The sequence below is a fragment of the Embleya sp. NBC_00896 genome (assembly GCF_045207785.1).
In the GTDB taxonomy this organism is placed as follows: domain Bacteria; phylum Actinomycetota; class Actinomycetes; order Streptomycetales; family Streptomycetaceae; genus Embleya.
Window position 1 is genome coordinate 1,627,460 of sequence record NZ_CP108776.1, and the last position, 14,894, is coordinate 1,642,353.

Genomic DNA, 14,894 nt, shown 5'->3' on the forward strand with positions numbered 1-14,894 from the left:
GACGACGAGTATTGGATGGTCGGCACCGGCTACGGCGCCGCCGACCGCGTCCTCACCGACCTGGAGCGCTACCTTCCCAAGGCCGGCTGAGCCCCGCGCCGCACCGGCGTGGCACCGACTTCGACGACCGCCCGCTATCGGGGCCGGCCCGTCCGCATCGAGTCGTTCGTCCGCACCCCGGCCCGCGATCGCGGCCCGGTGCTCTCGCCGGCCCGAACGGCCAATTCGGCCAAGGCCGTTGGGGCTCCGGTCATGCCGCGCATGCCCGGGAAGGCGTTGACGTCGATGATCGACGGGCGGCCCTCGACCTCCAGGATGTCCACGCCGTACACGGCCAGGCCGAAGGCCGCGCCGACCCGGCGGGCGAGCGCGGCCCAGCCGGGCGGCAGGTCCTCGGCCGCGATCGGCTTGGTCTCGGCGGGGCCGTCGAGCGCGGTGCGGCGCAGACCGGCGAAGACGTGGCCGTCGACCACCCACAGCTTGTGGTCCCAACCGCCGTTGTCGACGAACTCCTGGGCCACGATCGGCTCGTCGGGCCATTCCCCGGCCGTCGCGCGCAGCGCGTCGATGTCGTCCACGCGCGCGACGAGGTCGTGCCGGCGGCTGTGCCGGCTCTTGACCATGAGCGGGTACGCCGGCCCGGTCGCCAGCAGCCGGGCCGGTGACCCGAACGCGTGCGTGGCCGGGAACGGCAGGCCGGCCGCCCACGCGATCTCGGCCATCCGGACCCGGTCCTGGCACGCGCGCGTGGCCGACGCCGAGTTGAGCACGCGTGCGCCGCGGCGCTCGGCCCGCGCGGCGAACGCGAGCGCCTTCGGGGTCCGCGCCTTGAGCAGGTAGACGTCGGCGGCGACCGGCGCACTGTCGAGGTCGCCGTCCGGGTCGAGCACGGTGACCTCGTGACGCGGCGTCAGGAGGGTGCGGGCGTCCGCGAGGAGCGGGTGGTCGGGTCGGTCGGTGACGAAGCAGATCCGCACGTGCGCACGCGCCCCGTCAGCCGACGAACGCGGCCGGCGCGGCGTCGACGATCGCACTCGTACCCGACCGCGACGGTCCCACCACGGTCCGGGGGCGCAGCGGCGTCCGGCTGCCGCTGCCGGCTCCGGCCAGGTCGAGCACCGCGCGGGCCACCCGCGCGACGCCGTCGGGCACGCAGCGAAAACTGGGGAAGTCGTTGATGTCGACGACCATCGGACCGTCCGGCCCCTCGATGATGTCGACGCCGAACAGGTCGAGCCCGAACGCCGCGCCGATCCGCTGCATGAGCGCGGCCGTGCCGCCGGGCAGCGGCACCTTGCTATCGCGCACCGGCTGGTCGGGGTGCAGCGGCGAGCGCCGCACGGTGGCGTGCAGTTCGCCGCAGACGCTGTACACCTTGAGGTCGATGCCCGTGTTGGGCACGTACGCCTGCGCCAACAACGCGCCCTCACCCACCAGTTGGGCGCCGAGTCGGACGAGCTGGTCGGGCGAGGACACCAGGTGCACTCCGCGCCCCGAGCTGCCGGCGGCCGGCTTCACGACGAGCGGGTAGCGGTCGGCCGGGATCGCGTCGAGCAGTTCCGGCACCGCGGCGAAATAGGTGACCGGCATCGGGAGCCCGTGCGCGCGCGCGATCACCGCGGCAACGGCCTTGTCCCGTACGGATCGGATCGAGCGCGCGTCGTTGATCGTGGTGAGCCCGAGCGCGGCCGCCGCCTCCAGCATGCTCAGGCCCGGACCGCCGGAGACCGTCTTGAGCACCCAGGCGTCATGCGAGCCGGCGCGGATCAGGTCGGACAGCTCGATCAGCGAGCTGCCGGGGCGCACGATGTCGACGCGATGGCCCCACGCGGCGAGCTGTCGCACGACGTCGAGCGGCATGCCGTCGTGGCGGTAGTGCTCTTCCACGAGGAAGGCCAGGTTCAAGGCCGGTTTCATCGATATCCCCCCGGGACGGCCGCCGTTCCCCGATCGGCAGAACATGGACGGCACAGCATGACACGCGTGCCGGGGACGACCGGCACACACCCCACCAAACTCCACGGGCGACCATCATCATGGGCCATATCGGCGGCGATTCGTCATCAGGTCCAGAGTAGAGAGGAATCGAATCCTCCGCTCGGACCGCCGGCATAGAGCCGGTCAAGCCGGTCAAGCCGTGCGCGGGCCGGGGAACGGTCCCGGTGTCGGGTCGGTCGGGCGGCCGGCGCCGCCGTGCGTGCCGCCCGGGTCGCCGGCGCCGGCGATGCCGTCGAGCAGCCAGGTGATCGCGTCGGCCGGTGCGCGGCCGCCGGTGTCGAACACGTCCGCCGCGTCGATCGCGGCGAGCGACGCGCCGAGAGTGCCGATGTGCCCGCCGGCCTCGACGACGGCGGCCAGTTCGGGCAGCACCTGGACCTCCTCCACCCGCAGGTGCGCGTCGATGGTCTCGATCACGGCCTCGACGGCGGCGGCCACCATCCAGGCGCGCTCGGGGTCGTGGGCGAGGCCGCCGATCATCGCGGTGACGACGCCGAGGTCGTGGTCGAGCCGGTGGTGGTCGGCCTCCAGGCGGTTGAGCAGCAGCCGCAGCTCGGGCCGGCACGCGCGCAGCACGGGCCACAGGTGGGTGTCCTCGTACTCGTGATGGGCCATCAGGATCCGGGCGACCAGCCGCCATTGGGCCAGGACGTCGGTCCCGGCCGCGCGGCCGTCGCCGTGCGGCGAGCGGATCCGCCCGGGCATCGGGGCGAGGTCGCGGCGCAGCGCGGTGTGCACGAGGCGGATTCCGGTGAAGCGCAGGAGCGGGGACGGTACGGCGGCCTCGGGGGCGACGGGCATGGCGCGGTTCCTTCGGGGACGACGGTGCGGCCGGGGCCGCAGGGACGCGTCAGTGTCACGCGCGTCGATCAACGTCCGATGCCCGTTCGATCAACGCCCGCCGGGGCCTGCCTCCCGACCGCGAAGGCCCCGAACGGAAAGGCCCCCGAACGCGAAGGCCCCCGGCCGCGGCGCGGGGGGCGCGCCGCGGACGGGGGCGATCGCGACCGGGTCGGGCCGGTGGGGCCCGGGTGGACCGGTCCGCGTCGGGTCAGGAGACCCGGGTGATCCTGAGCGTCAGCGTGTAGTCGGCGTCGCCGTCGCTGAACCGGCGGATGATATCCATCGTCGAGCCGACGTTCGGGACCTGCTTGGCCACGACGCTGCCGGTGAACACGAATGTGTTGTCCGCGATGTGGTCGTCGTCCAGGAAGGTCAGCAGCCACTGGAGTACGCCGCCCAGGCCCGCGACGACCGCGCCGACCCACGCGGCCACGCCGCTCGCGACCAGGATGCCCGATGCCGCCGCGAACGCCGCGGCGAAGCCGGCCTTGATCTTGGCGGTGTCGCCCTCGTCGTGCTCGAACAGCGAGACCAGCGAACCGATCTCGCCTTGGGGCAGCGCCTGCGGTGCGCAGTTCTGGCCCCAGACACAGCCTTCGGAGGAGCCGAAGGTGCGGGTCTCACCGCTGTCCACATCACCGAACACCTGGCTGCGCGTGGTGACGGTGATCCCCGAACCGAGCGATCCGAAGATCCAGTAGGGCTCGTTGGACGGGCCGAAGATGCTGTCGGTCGCCCGGTCGACGCACCGGAACGACACGGCCTTGATGGTGAATCGGGCGCCCGCGGGAGCGGCCCCGGCCTCGGTCGCGACCAGCATCGCCGAGCCGTGTTCGCGCAGTACCTCGCGCGCGGGCATCGTGAAGTCCTGCAGCCGCGCCCGGCCGGCGTGGATGGCCGCGACATCGACGTTGGTTACGTTGGGCCGGGCCAGGACCGCCCGGGTGATCTCCCGCGCGTCGCGCGCGAGGTCGGCCGCCGCGTAGTTCTGCTTGACGTCCAACTGCGCGAACCGCGCCGGGAAGATCTGATTCCGCAGCGACTGCGGCATGCGCTTCTCGGTCTCGCCGTGCTGCCGGATCTCCTCGTCGCTGAACCCGTTCTTCTTGAACGCGTCGACGATGCCGGCCTCCAGGTCCGTCAGCCGAGCGCCGTCGGCGACCTTGGCGAAGCTGTGCAACACAATCGCCAACAGCCAGTTGCCGTCCTTGTTCGCGGCCATCTTTCGTTGAACGGCCGCGCCCCTTCCCTTCCCCTGAACGAGATCGTCGAGGATCCGAGTGGGATTCCTTGCTGCCATGACCTTCCACCTCTTCACGAGAGCGGATCACCCGATTGCCGGGCCGTACGGCAGATACGCGCACAGCTTCGTACCGATCGCCGGATCTGTCGCGGTTTACCCGACAAGTAACATCCCGCATTCCGTTCGATCGAACAGTTGTCCATTCGATCGACGGCGATCGAAATCGGTCACGGACCTGCCGTGCTCATGCACCCGACGCGGTCGCGGACCCGCCGCGGCGCGGCGAACCGTCGGGGCAACGACCGTCGACACGGCGACGGTCAGGGGCGGGGCGCGAGGCCGGCCATGATCAGGCAGTCGACGTCGTCGAAGGCTGTCGGGGCGGCCGGATCGTCAAGCCGGACCCCGCCGCGATTGCGCGCACGAACGCGTGGTCGCGCACGGTCCGTTCGCGAGGAGCCCGGCCGGACAACTCGGGTACAGCCAACGAACCTTGCACGACCACGAGGGTCAACTCACCTGCGGATCCGGACACTTGGCTACCCGAATCCGAAGTTGCGATGGAACATCCGCTCCCACGACCCGACGCGTCGTCCGCCCGGGCCGGACGGGAGGGTGAGCCCCGACGGGCCTCAGTACGGCAACGGACGCCCGGAAGGCGTCCGCAAGTCCACCGGCGGCTGCGGCCGCGGGGAAACGGGGCGTTTGACGATCCTGATCCGCGTCATGGCCACGTCCTCCTGGTCGATTCCGACTTCCGGCGCAGTGGCCGCGGTGCGCTCAAAGGGCATCACCTGCTACTTCGATACCCACCCAGCAGCCCCGAACCCTTCGCCCACGGCGAACAACCCCGGAATCCCACACTCCGGACGGAATCCGGCTCATCCGCCACCCGATACACCCCCACCACGCGACCCAAACATCGACCGGGTCGTCATTTCGCCCCGAAACACCACCAAACCACGCCCTCCCCCACCCCAACTCGCCACCCGCCGGCCCTGGTTGCCCGATCCCTGACGATCCGGGGTCGGCGCCGGTGCCATCCGGTCACGACACCGGCCTCGATCGGCTCCGGCGCCCAACTCGCGGAAGCGGTGGCCCGGATCGATTCGTGGCAGGTGCGTCCTCGCGCGCCCGGGAGATCGCCCGGGTGTCGGGCGGTTCGGCCACGGACGCGCGCGCCGTCCGACTGTCGGACCGGCCGGGACCTCGGTGCGGTGGCCGCACGATTCGCCCCACCATTCGCCCGACGAACGCCGTCCGCCGTTGCGCCGAATGGCGGTCCGGCGGTCGCCCCATCCGCCGCCGAGGTGGTGAGGTGGCCTGGAGCAACATGGAGGCGCGAGATGGCCAACGTCGGCGTGAACGGTGTGTCGCTGTACTGCGAGATCCAGGGGACGGGGCCGAGCGTCGTCCTGGTCCACGGTTCGTGGGGTGACGCCGACGGCTGGGCTCGGGTCGCACCGGGGCTGGCCGAGCGCTGCACCGTGGTCTCGTACGACCGGCGCGGGCACAGCCGCAGCGAGGATCCGCCGTCCCAGGGCTCCGTGCACGAGGACGTGGCGGACCTGGCCGGGCTGATCGAAGTTTTGGATCTCGGCCCGGCCTTCGTCTGCGGCAACTCGTACGGCTCGCTGATCACCCTTCGGCTGGCCGCGAGCCGGCCCGAACTGCTCCGGGGGATCGCCGTGCACGAGCCGCCGGGCATCGAGCTGCTGCGCGACGATCCGGACCTGCGGCCGATCGTCGAGGGCATCACGATGGGGCAGGGACCGGTGCGCGCGCTCCTGGAGGCGGGCGAGTCCGCGGCGGCGGCCGAGCTGTTCGTCGACACCATCGCCTTCGGCCCGGGTGCATGGGCACAGTTCCCCGCGCCCCTGCGGCACACCTTCATCACCAACGCTCCGACCTACCTCGACGAACTGCGCGACCCGGACGCCTTCGACCTCGACCTCGTGGCACTGCGCCGATTCACGGATCCCGTACTGCTCACCCACAGCGACGACACCGCACCCATGTTCGCCCTGGCCCTGGAGCGGATCGGGCGGTCCCTGCCGCAGGCCGAGCACCACCTGTACGCGTCCGCGGGCCACATGCCACACGTGTCACAGGCCGAGGAGTACATCCGCGTGACCCTCCCCCGCGCCCTCGAGTGACACCCACGTCCGAGCCATAGAAGTGTCATATGTGAAATGGTACTGTCCCCCTGAGAATCGGAACATGACGATCGGGGGCGCGCGATGAAGCCGCAGGACGAGGTACGCGGTGGCGAGAGTCACGACCGTAGGGTGTCGGCCGCGTTGGCCGAGTCCTTCCGGCAAGGGTGGGCGGATACGGGACTGAAGCTGCAACCCGTGCCCGGGGCGGTGTACGCGGCCAAGCGGCGTGCGGCGTTGTCCGAGCGGTTCCCCGGTGAGCGGATCATCGTTCCGTCGGGCGGGCTCAAGACCCGCAGCAACGACTTCGACTACACGTTCCGGCCGCACTCCGCATTCATCCATCTCACCGCCGAGCAGGGGACGCAGGCGGTCCCCGACAGCGTCCTCGTCTTCGAACCCACCGGGAACGGCCACTCGGTCACCCTGTTCACCCGGCCGCGCTCGCCGCGCGACGGCGAGCACAACCGCGCGGAGCTCTACAGCGACCGGCACCACGGCGAGTTCTGGGTGGGGCGGCGCCGGACGCTGTCGGAGACCGCCGACGCCTTCGGTGTCGAGGTCGCCGCGCGCGACGACCTGGAACGGGCCCTCGGCGGGAACGTCCCGACCCGGGTGGTGCGCGGCGAGGACGTGCTCGTCGACGGGCTGGTGGCACCGGCCCGCGAGGCCGAGGCCGAACTGCTCACCTTCCTGTCGGAGTCGCGGCTGGTCAAGGACGAGTGGGAGGTCGAGCAGCTGAGCGCGGCCGTGGGGTACACGGTCGCCGGATTCCACGACGTCGTCGGCGAGTTGCGCCACGCCACGAGCCTCGCGCGGGGCGAGCGCTGGATCGAGGGCACCTTCAACCGGCGGGCCCGCCTGGACGGCTACGGACTGGGCTTCGAGACCATCGCGGCGGCCGGCGCGCACGCGTGCGTCCTGCACTGGATGCACAACGACGGCCCGGTGCGGGACGGCGACCTGCTGCTGCTCGACGCCGGCGTCGAGGCCGACTCCTTCTACACCGGCGACGTCACCCGGACGCTGCCGGTCAGCGGACGCTTCACCGACGTACAGCGCCGGGTCTACGACCTGGTCTTCGCCGCCCAGTCGGCGGGTATCGCCGCGCTGCGGCCCGGTGCGCGGTTCGGCGACTTCCACGACGCCGCGATGCGCGTCGTCGCCGAGGGCCTCGATGCCTGGGGCCTGCTGCCCGGCGGCGCCGAGGCGGCCCTCGCCCCCGACTCCGGCCTGTATCGCCGGTTCACCATCTGCGGCTCGGGCCACATGCTCGGCCTGGACTGCCACGACTGCGCCAGTGCCCGTCGCCAGACCTACCTGGACGGCGTGCTCGAGGCCGGCCACGTCCTCACCGTCGAGCCCGGCCTGTACTTCCAGCCCGACGATCTGACCATCCCGGAGGAACTGCGCGGCATCGGTGTCCGGATCGAGGACGACTTCCTCGTCACCACCGACGGCGCGGTCTGCCTGTCGGCGGGCCTGCCCCGCGGCGCGGACGAGGTCGAGGCCTGGATGGCGTCGCTGCGATGACCGCGCGCCGCCCGCTGGTGGACCAGGTCGGCGGCCAGTTGCGGCAGGCCGGCGCGGTGGCCGTGGTCGGGCCCACCGGGTTCGGCAAGTCCGCAGTCCTGGACGCCGTGTGCACGGCATGGCAGGCGGCCGGGGATCCGGTGGTACGGCTCAGCTCGGCCCCCGCCGACACGCACATCGCCTACGCGCCCCTGATGGACCTGTTCACCGCCTGCCCGGCCGAGGTGTACGGCGAACTGTCGGATCCCCAGCGCTCGGCGATGGACTGGGTGCTGCGCCGTGTCGCGGGGCCGGAACCCGACACCGCGACCTTCCGGGTCACGGTCCTGTCCTGCCTTCAGGCATGGGGGCGGCGGGCCCGGCCGCTGCTGGCCGCCGACGACGTGCAGTGGTGGGGGCCGGGCAGCCTGGACGTCTTCGGCTTCGCCGCGCGGCGCAGCCGCGGCAGCGTGTCGCTGCTGGCGGCGCTGCGGCCCGACGGCCCGTCGCCGCACGACGTCCTCGGCGGCGGCGCGGTCGAGATCGGGATCCCCCCGCTCAGCCCGCAGGAGTCGGCGGCCGTCGTGCGATCCTTCGGCATCCCGCTGCGGACCGCCGGTCGCATCCACACCGCGACCGGCGGCAGCCCGCGCCTGGTCTCGGACATCACCGCCGGGCTGGCCCGCGCCGGGATGCCGGCCACGGCGCTGGACGCCAAGCCGCTGGCCCCGTACGCGCGCAAGGCGATGCGCGCCTGGCTGGCCGACCTGGCCGAACCGGTGCGCCGGGTCCTGCTGCTGGCGGCGCTGGCGGCCGATCCCTCGCTCGACGCCATCCGCCGCGCCGCCGGTCCGTCCGCCGACGCCGCCCTGGCCGCCGCCGAGGCCGCCGGGCTGATCCGCGTGGCCGACGGCGCCGTGGCCTTCCCGGCACCGGTCGTGCGGGAGGGCATCGTCGCCGAGGTCGGCGGCGAGGCGGTGCGCCGCGCCCACCACGCCCTGGCGGCGGCCTCGGCCGGGGCCGACGACCGGACGTGGCACGAGGCGTCCGCCCTGGCCCCGGCCGAGGTCGCCCCGCGCCTGGTCCCCGTGCTCGCCGATGCCGCCGCGGCCGCGCGGGAGCAGGGCGACCACACCCGGGCCGCCGAGTTCGCCCTGCTGGCGGTCGACCGCGCCGGCGGCACCCGGCCCGACCTGCTCGTCGCGGCCGCCTGGGACGCCGAGGCAGCCGGGCGCTTCGATCTCGCCTGGACGGCCATGGACCGGCTGGACCGGACCCGGGCCGGGCCCGCGGCACGCGCCCAGGCCCGGATCGCCGTCGTCGACGCCGCCGGGCGGGGCGCCGCGCTACTGGCGGACGTCGCGGCCCAGGCGCTGGCCGACGCCACGGCCGCCGCCGAGCCGGCGCTGGTCTCGGCGGCGCATCTGCGTCTCGCCTGGAGCGCGCACCTGAACCGGGGCTACCCCGCCGAGGCCCTGGCGCACGCGCGGAACGCCGTGGAGTGGGCGGAGCGGTCCGGCGACCCGGCGTCGCGCGCCGCCGCCATCACCCTGACCGCCCGGATCCAGCAGGGCCGGGGCTCGCCGGACCACGCCGGGACCCTTCGCCTCGCGCTGGGACCGGGCGCGGCGACCGGGACCGGCCGGATCGCCTACGATCCGCGGCGGGTCGCCGTCTGCTTCGCCTTACTGGACGACCGGCTCGCCGAGGCCGCACGGCTGCTCGACGAGCTCCGCCCGGCGGCCGGACGAGCCGGTGGCCCCGCCGATCTGGTTCGCCTCCTCGGCAGCACCGTCCAGGTCCACGCGCACGGCGGCGACGGTCGGGCCGCCCGCGAGGAGGCCCGCCGGCTGCTGGCCCTGGCCCGCGACCTGGGCGCGTCCCCCGGCCCGCCGTGGTACGCGGCGGCGACCGCCGAACTCGCGGGCGGAACCCTGAAGCAGGCGCTCGCGTACGCGGAGCTGGGCCTGACGGCGTCGGAGGAGGAGACGGACACGGTCTTCGCCGCGCACTGCCTGCACCTGTCCGGGATGACGCGGCTGCTCCTGCGGGACACCGCCGGAGCCCTGGCGGATCTGCTCCGGGTGCGGGATCTGGTGCGGGAGCTGTCCATCGGGGATCCGGCGGCGATCCGCTACGACGCCGACCTCGCCGAAGCCCTTGTCGCCGCCGGGGATCTCGAGGCCGCGACGCGGACCGTCTCGGGTGCCCGATGTCGGGCCGAGGAGCTGGGGCGGCGCGGTGTCTTGGCCTCGCTCGACCGTGCCGAGGCGCTGTGCCGCACGGCGGCCGGCGAATTCGCGCCGGCCGAGAAGCTGCTCGCCCGGGCCCTCGACGCCTTCGAACGGTTGGGGTATCCGCTGGAGTGCGGCCGGGTGCTGCTGACCCACTCTGCCGTCGAACACCGGCGCAGGCGCCCGGCCCGCGCCAGGGAACTGCACGCGGAGGCCGAGGCGGTGTTCCACAAGGCGGGTGCGCCGCTGTGGCAGCCGTGCCGGCCGAAGCGGACCGGGGCGCCGGCCTGGCTCGCGGGTTTGACGGACGCGGAGCAACGGATCGCCGAGCTGGTCGCCGACGGGTCCGGCAACCGTGACATCGCGGCCTCCCTGTACGTCAGCGTCAAGACCGTCGAGGCGGTGCTCACCCGGATCTATCGCAAGCTCGGCGTGCGGTCGCGGATCCAGTTGGTGGCACTCGTCCACAAGGACAAGCGCCACCCGAACCGGTGACGTGGTCGGGGACGCTCCCCGTGGACGTCAGTCGGCGAAGGCCCAGGAGATCGCGCCTCGCGACGCGTTGACCACCTTGGAGTCGGCCGAGCCCCGGACCAGCGCCCCGTTCGTCCGGTCCCCGTAGGCGTAGACGCCGAGTACGAAGCTGAAGGCGGCCTGCGAGCCGTCCCCGACCGGGAGGTCCAGCGTGGACGCCCGGACCATGCGCTGACAGGTCCAGGTGTCGGCGCCGTCGGCCAGGAAGCGGTCGCGCAGGGCCTGTTCGGGGTGCTCGGCGCCGATCAGGACGCCGTCGCCGCCGTAGGTGTAGCTGTGCTTGAAGACGTACTCGGTCCTGGCCGCCAGCACGTCGTCGAGATTGTCCGGCCCCAGGTCGAACGTCTCGGGCACATACCGTCGGACGGTCTCCGACTCCGCGGCGTCGAGCAGGTGGTGCAGTCCGGGATCGCACAGCAGCGAGAACCACTTGCGGTGCATGCCGAGTTCGGCCTCGAACATGCAGGAGACGGTGGCGCCGCTGTCGTCGACGGCCTTGAGGAAGGCGCCGTCGTCGTCGGTGTCGGCGAACGTGATCAGCCGGTGGACGAGGGTCTTGCGCGCGTGCGGCGCGCGTAGCCATTCCGGCCGGTAGGAGGTCTCGTCGCAGTACACGACGTCGAGATCCGGGGCCATGGCCCGCAGGAAGTCCACGAGCGGCTGGTCGCGGCCGTAGCCGCGCCCGGCGTGCCGCACGGAGTCCAGGATGACGAGGCGTTCGAGTCCCAGACGCGTGCATTGCGACAGATAGTGCCGTGCGAGGTCCAGGAACGGCGACGCGCCCGCCACCGGATGACCCAGCAACTCGGCGTGCAGCTTCGCGCTGTGGTGGCACTCGCCGCCGCCGACGCCGGAGAACGTGTTCAACTCGCAGAAGGCGTAGCCCGAGTCGGTGGGGATGATGTCGGCTCGGGCCAGGGCCATCCCCGCGGACATCCGCTTCCAATCGATGTGGCTCGCCATCGCCTCCGGGATGCGGAACGTCTCGGCCAGTTCGCCGGGCGACAGCGACGAGCACACGTGCTCCATGACCTTTTGATGGGCCGAGACCAGCCGGGCCGTGGCCGACAGGAGCTCGTCGTGGGTCGCCCGATCCAGCCGGAAGTGACAGGGCAGCGTCGGGTAGAGGAAGCCGAGATCGCGCAGGTGCCGGTCGGAGCCGCGCCGGGCCAGGGCGAGATCGTCCGGGCTGTGTTCGGCGAACAGCCGGGTCAGGAAGGCGCGGTTCTCATCGGCGAACATCGGTGGGCTCCGGATCCGTGTCGGGGTGGCGGTACGGGACGTTGTCGCCGCCCCTGGTCAACACCGGCCTGGTGTCGCGCCGGCCGAACTCGGCCTCCAGCGCCGCCCCCGCCCGGAACAGGCTCGCCTCGCCGAACGCGCGCCCCACGAGCTGCAACCCGATCGGGAGGCCGTTCGCGGCGAACCCGAGGGGCAGGGACATGGCCGGGTGTCCGGTGACCGCGAACGGGATCGTCTGCATGTCGTTGGCCGGCCTCGGCGGCGGCCAGTCGGTGGGGAAGTCGTCGAATCGGGACGCGGTGGTCTGGCCGCAGGCGGTGATCAGCACGTCGTGGTCGGCGAACACCCGCCGCTGGAACGCTTCGACGAGCCGCCGACGCACGTCCAGCGCGCGGAGCAGGTCGCTCGCGCCGACCCCGGCGCCGGGCATCAACTTCTGGTACGTGAAGCGGCCGAACGACCTCGGGAAGCGGCGGAGGTTCCGCTCGTGCACGGCGAACCCCTCCGCCGCCAGGATGATCCGGCCGCAGGCGTCCAGTTCCTCGTACGGCGGCAGCTCGCACTCCTCGACGATCGCGCCGAGTTTGTCGAGGTGGGCCAGGGCCCGCTCGATGCCTTCGGTGATCTCCGGCAGGGTCGCGGGATCCGAGGCGTACCAGGCGGTCGAGTACGCCACGCGCAGTCCCCGGACATCCCCGATCGGTCCGCCGAGGAAGTCCGGCGCCGGCGCGTCGCGGGTGCGCGGATCGCGCGCGTCGGGTCCGGCGACGACCTGGAGCGCGGCGGCGGTGTCGGCCACCGTCCACCCCAGGGCGCCGAAGTGGTCCATGGTGTGCGACAGCGGGGTGGCGCCGTACCCGGACACGCTGCCGTAGGTCGGCTTCAGGCCGACGGTCCCGCAGTGGAACGCCGGGCCGCGGATCGAGCCGGCGGTGTCGGATCCGAACGCGACGCGCAGGAACCCGGCGGCCACGGCGACCCCCGCCCCCGACGACGAACCGCTGGGAATGTGCTCGCCGTTCCACGGGTTCCGCGCCGCCGGGAAGGGCAGGTCCTCGCTGGGCCCGCCGAGCGCGAACTCGTAGGTGGTCAGCTTGCCCAGGAGGACGCCGCCGCCGGCGCGCAGTCGGGCCTCCACGGCGCTGTCCTCGGCGGCGACGTCCGAGACCGTCAACCACGACTGGTTCGTCGTGGGTACGCCCTCGGTGGCGAAGATGTCCTTGAGCGCGTACGGGATTCCGTGCAGGGGACCGCGGTCGAGGCCGGCGCGCAGGTCCAGGTCGGCCTGCCGAGCGCGGCTCAGCGCCTGCTCCCGCAGGACCAGCACGAAGGCGTGCAGTGTCGCGTCGTGCGCCTCGATCAACCCCAGCGCGTTCTCCACCAGTTCCACCGAGGTGATCCTCCGGGCGCGCAGCAGCGTGCCGGCCTCCGCGACGGACAGCTCGGCGAGCGCGCCGGGCCCGGTGGTGTCGATGTCAGGCATCCGCGGTCTCCACTGTGCGCAGCAGCTCCATCATCGCCCGCAGCGAGCGGTAGCCGGCCAGGACGCCGGGCGCCAGGTCCGGCGGCATCTCGATGCCGAGACGTTCGAGGTTGGACGCGAACTCCCCCTCCGCGACCTCGGCCGCGTCGTGCTCGGCGGTCATGCCGCGGGGCCGTCGTGGCCGGGCAGGCGCGGGCCGGCCTCGCGTTGCGCGGCGAGCCAGGACTCGACCTCCCGCGAGGCGGCGGGCAGCGCCGCCGACAGCACCTGCACGCCGTCGCCGGTCACCCGCACGTCGTCCTCGATCCGGATGCCGATCCCGCGCAGCCCCTCCGGGACCAGCTCGTCGTGCGGCTGCAGGTACAGGCCGGGCTCCATCGTCAGCACCTGGTTCTCGCGCAGCACGCCCTGTCCGTAGTGTTCCGGGCGCGCGTGGCCGCAGTCGTGGACGTCCAGGCCGAGCATGTGCCCGAAGGCGCACAGGGTCCACCGGCGGTACGGCTGCCGCTTGTCCTCCAACGCCTCCTCGACACCGCACTTCATGACGCCCAGGTCGCGCAGGCCCTCGGCCTGCACCCGCTTGCAGGCCAGGTCGATGTCCTGGAACGCGACTCCCGGCGCCATGGCCGCCAGGCCCGCCTGGTGCGCCGCGTACACGATGTCGTAGACGTCCCGCTCCGCGGTGGTGAACGTTCCGGAGGCCGGCAGGACGCGGCTCACGTCGGCGGTGTAGCAGCTGCGTGCCTCGGCCCCCATGTCCATCAGAATGATCCCGTCGGGCCGGACCACCCCGTCGTTGCGGCCCCAGTGCAGGATGGTCGAGTTCGCGCCGGCGGCGACGATCGAGCTGTAGCCGACGCCGTTCCCGTCGTGGCGCGCGCGCGTGGCGAAGATGCCCTCGATCAGCCGCTCGGAGATCGCGCGATCGGTCGGCAGCTGCCGGGCGACGTCCTCGAAGCCGCGCACGGTGATGTCGACGGCCTCTTGGATCTGCGCCAGTTCCCAGTCGTCCTTCTCCAGACGCAGCTCCGCGAGCACGCTCGCGAGCAGGGCGTCCCGGGCCGCGTTCTCCTCGGTCGCGGGCAGCAGGCCCCGGTCGATGGTCGCGTCGTAGCCGCGCAGGACCCGGACGGTCGCGCCGGCCCGCCCCAATGCCGCCGGAAGCTCGCCGATGGGGCGGGTGTGCACGCCCAGCACGGTGGACTTCTCCTCCGGCGACAGGCACCGGCCCTGCCATGCCTCCCCGAGGATGCGGTCCAGGTAGCCGACGCCGGACGCCGGGTCGTGCCGCGGGTCCACGTACAGCACGGCGTCGTGGCCGCCCGCGATCGGGTGCATGACCAGCACCGAGTTCGGGTCCTGATCCGCGGTGAGCCACAGCAGGTCACTGCCGCCGCGGAACGGGTAGGGCCCCCCGAAGGTCCGCCATTGGATGCGGCCGGTCGGGACGACCAGCGTCTCGCCCGGGAAGGCGTTCGACAGCGCGGCGCGGCGGGCCGCCATCCGGTCGAGCTGGGGAACCGGGACGAGAACCGTCTCCTGTTCGCGTCGGCCGCTCGTCATGTACTCGACGAATTCGGCCGGGATCTCGGTGTCGTGCGCCCCGGTGAGTTCTTCCTTGCCGATGTTTCCCACGTTCGGTCTTCCTT

Annotated in this window: 11 protein-coding genes; 3 read left to right on the top strand and 8 right to left on the bottom strand. The window is 72.8% G+C overall.

From position 1 onward, the window contains the following. Window positions 1-134 precede the first annotated feature (134 nt). From OG928_RS07360 to OG928_RS07375, 4 genes are all read right to left on the bottom strand, one after another. Window positions 135-977 carry a RimK family alpha-L-glutamate ligase gene (locus OG928_RS07360; RefSeq protein ID WP_406280759.1) on the bottom strand — a complete coding sequence of 281 codons (843 nt, stop codon included), beginning with the start codon at window positions 975-977 and terminating at the stop codon, window positions 135-137. Window positions 978-993: 16 nt separating this feature from the next. Next, on the bottom strand, window positions 994-1,917 hold the full coding sequence (locus OG928_RS07365) for a RimK family alpha-L-glutamate ligase (RefSeq protein WP_406280761.1): 924 nt from the start codon (window positions 1,915-1,917) through the stop codon (window positions 994-996). Between the two features lie 213 nt (window positions 1,918-2,130). Then, window positions 2,131-2,799, bottom strand: a complete 669-nt coding sequence (locus tag OG928_RS07370) for a hemerythrin domain-containing protein (RefSeq protein ID WP_406280763.1) — start codon at window positions 2,797-2,799, stop codon at window positions 2,131-2,133. A gap of 250 nt (window positions 2,800-3,049) precedes the next feature. Further along, window positions 3,050-4,063 carry a hypothetical protein gene (locus OG928_RS07375; protein WP_406280765.1) on the bottom strand — a complete coding sequence of 338 codons (1,014 nt, stop codon included), beginning with the start codon at window positions 4,061-4,063 and terminating at the stop codon, window positions 3,050-3,052. Window positions 4,064-5,430: 1,367 nt separating this feature from the next. Between OG928_RS07375 and OG928_RS07380 the strand changes: the two genes are divergently transcribed. From OG928_RS07380 to OG928_RS07390, 3 genes are all read left to right on the top strand, one after another. After that, window positions 5,431-6,240, top strand: coding sequence for an alpha/beta fold hydrolase (locus OG928_RS07380; RefSeq protein ID WP_406280767.1), 810 nt, complete (start codon window positions 5,431-5,433; stop codon window positions 6,238-6,240). 84 nt (window positions 6,241-6,324) lie between these two features. Further along, the gene (locus OG928_RS07385) at window positions 6,325-7,773 is read left to right on the top strand and encodes an aminopeptidase P family protein (protein ID WP_406280769.1); all 1,449 of its coding nucleotides are present in this window, start codon (window positions 6,325-6,327) and stop codon (window positions 7,771-7,773) included. After that, window positions 7,770-10,481, top strand: coding sequence for a LuxR C-terminal-related transcriptional regulator (locus tag OG928_RS07390; protein ID WP_406280771.1), 2,712 nt, complete (start codon window positions 7,770-7,772; stop codon window positions 10,479-10,481). The genes OG928_RS07385 and OG928_RS07390 overlap by 4 nt, the downstream gene beginning before the upstream one ends. A 27-nt stretch (window positions 10,482-10,508) precedes the next feature. On the opposite strand, the gene OG928_RS07395 is transcribed toward OG928_RS07390, so the two are convergent. The 4 genes from OG928_RS07395 to OG928_RS07410 are packed head-to-tail and all read right to left on the bottom strand — an operon-like array spanning window position 10,509 to window position 14,880. Continuing rightward, window positions 10,509-11,762 carry a hypothetical protein gene (locus tag OG928_RS07395; protein WP_406280773.1) on the bottom strand — a complete coding sequence of 418 codons (1,254 nt, stop codon included), beginning with the start codon at window positions 11,760-11,762 and terminating at the stop codon, window positions 10,509-10,511. After that, window positions 11,749-13,245, bottom strand: a complete 1,497-nt coding sequence (locus OG928_RS07400; RefSeq protein WP_406280775.1) for an amidase — start codon at window positions 13,243-13,245, stop codon at window positions 11,749-11,751. Before OG928_RS07400 ends, OG928_RS07395 begins: the two co-directional genes overlap by 14 nt. Continuing rightward, window positions 13,238-13,408, bottom strand: coding sequence for a hypothetical protein (locus OG928_RS07405; protein ID WP_406280777.1), 171 nt, complete (start codon window positions 13,406-13,408; stop codon window positions 13,238-13,240). The genes OG928_RS07400 and OG928_RS07405 overlap by 8 nt, the downstream gene beginning before the upstream one ends. Then, a complete protein-coding gene (locus OG928_RS07410) occupies window positions 13,405-14,880 on the bottom strand; it encodes an aminopeptidase P family protein (protein ID WP_406280778.1) in 1,476 nt (491 codons plus the stop codon). The genes OG928_RS07405 and OG928_RS07410 overlap by 4 nt, the downstream gene beginning before the upstream one ends. Between the last annotated feature and the right edge of the window lie 14 nt (window positions 14,881-14,894).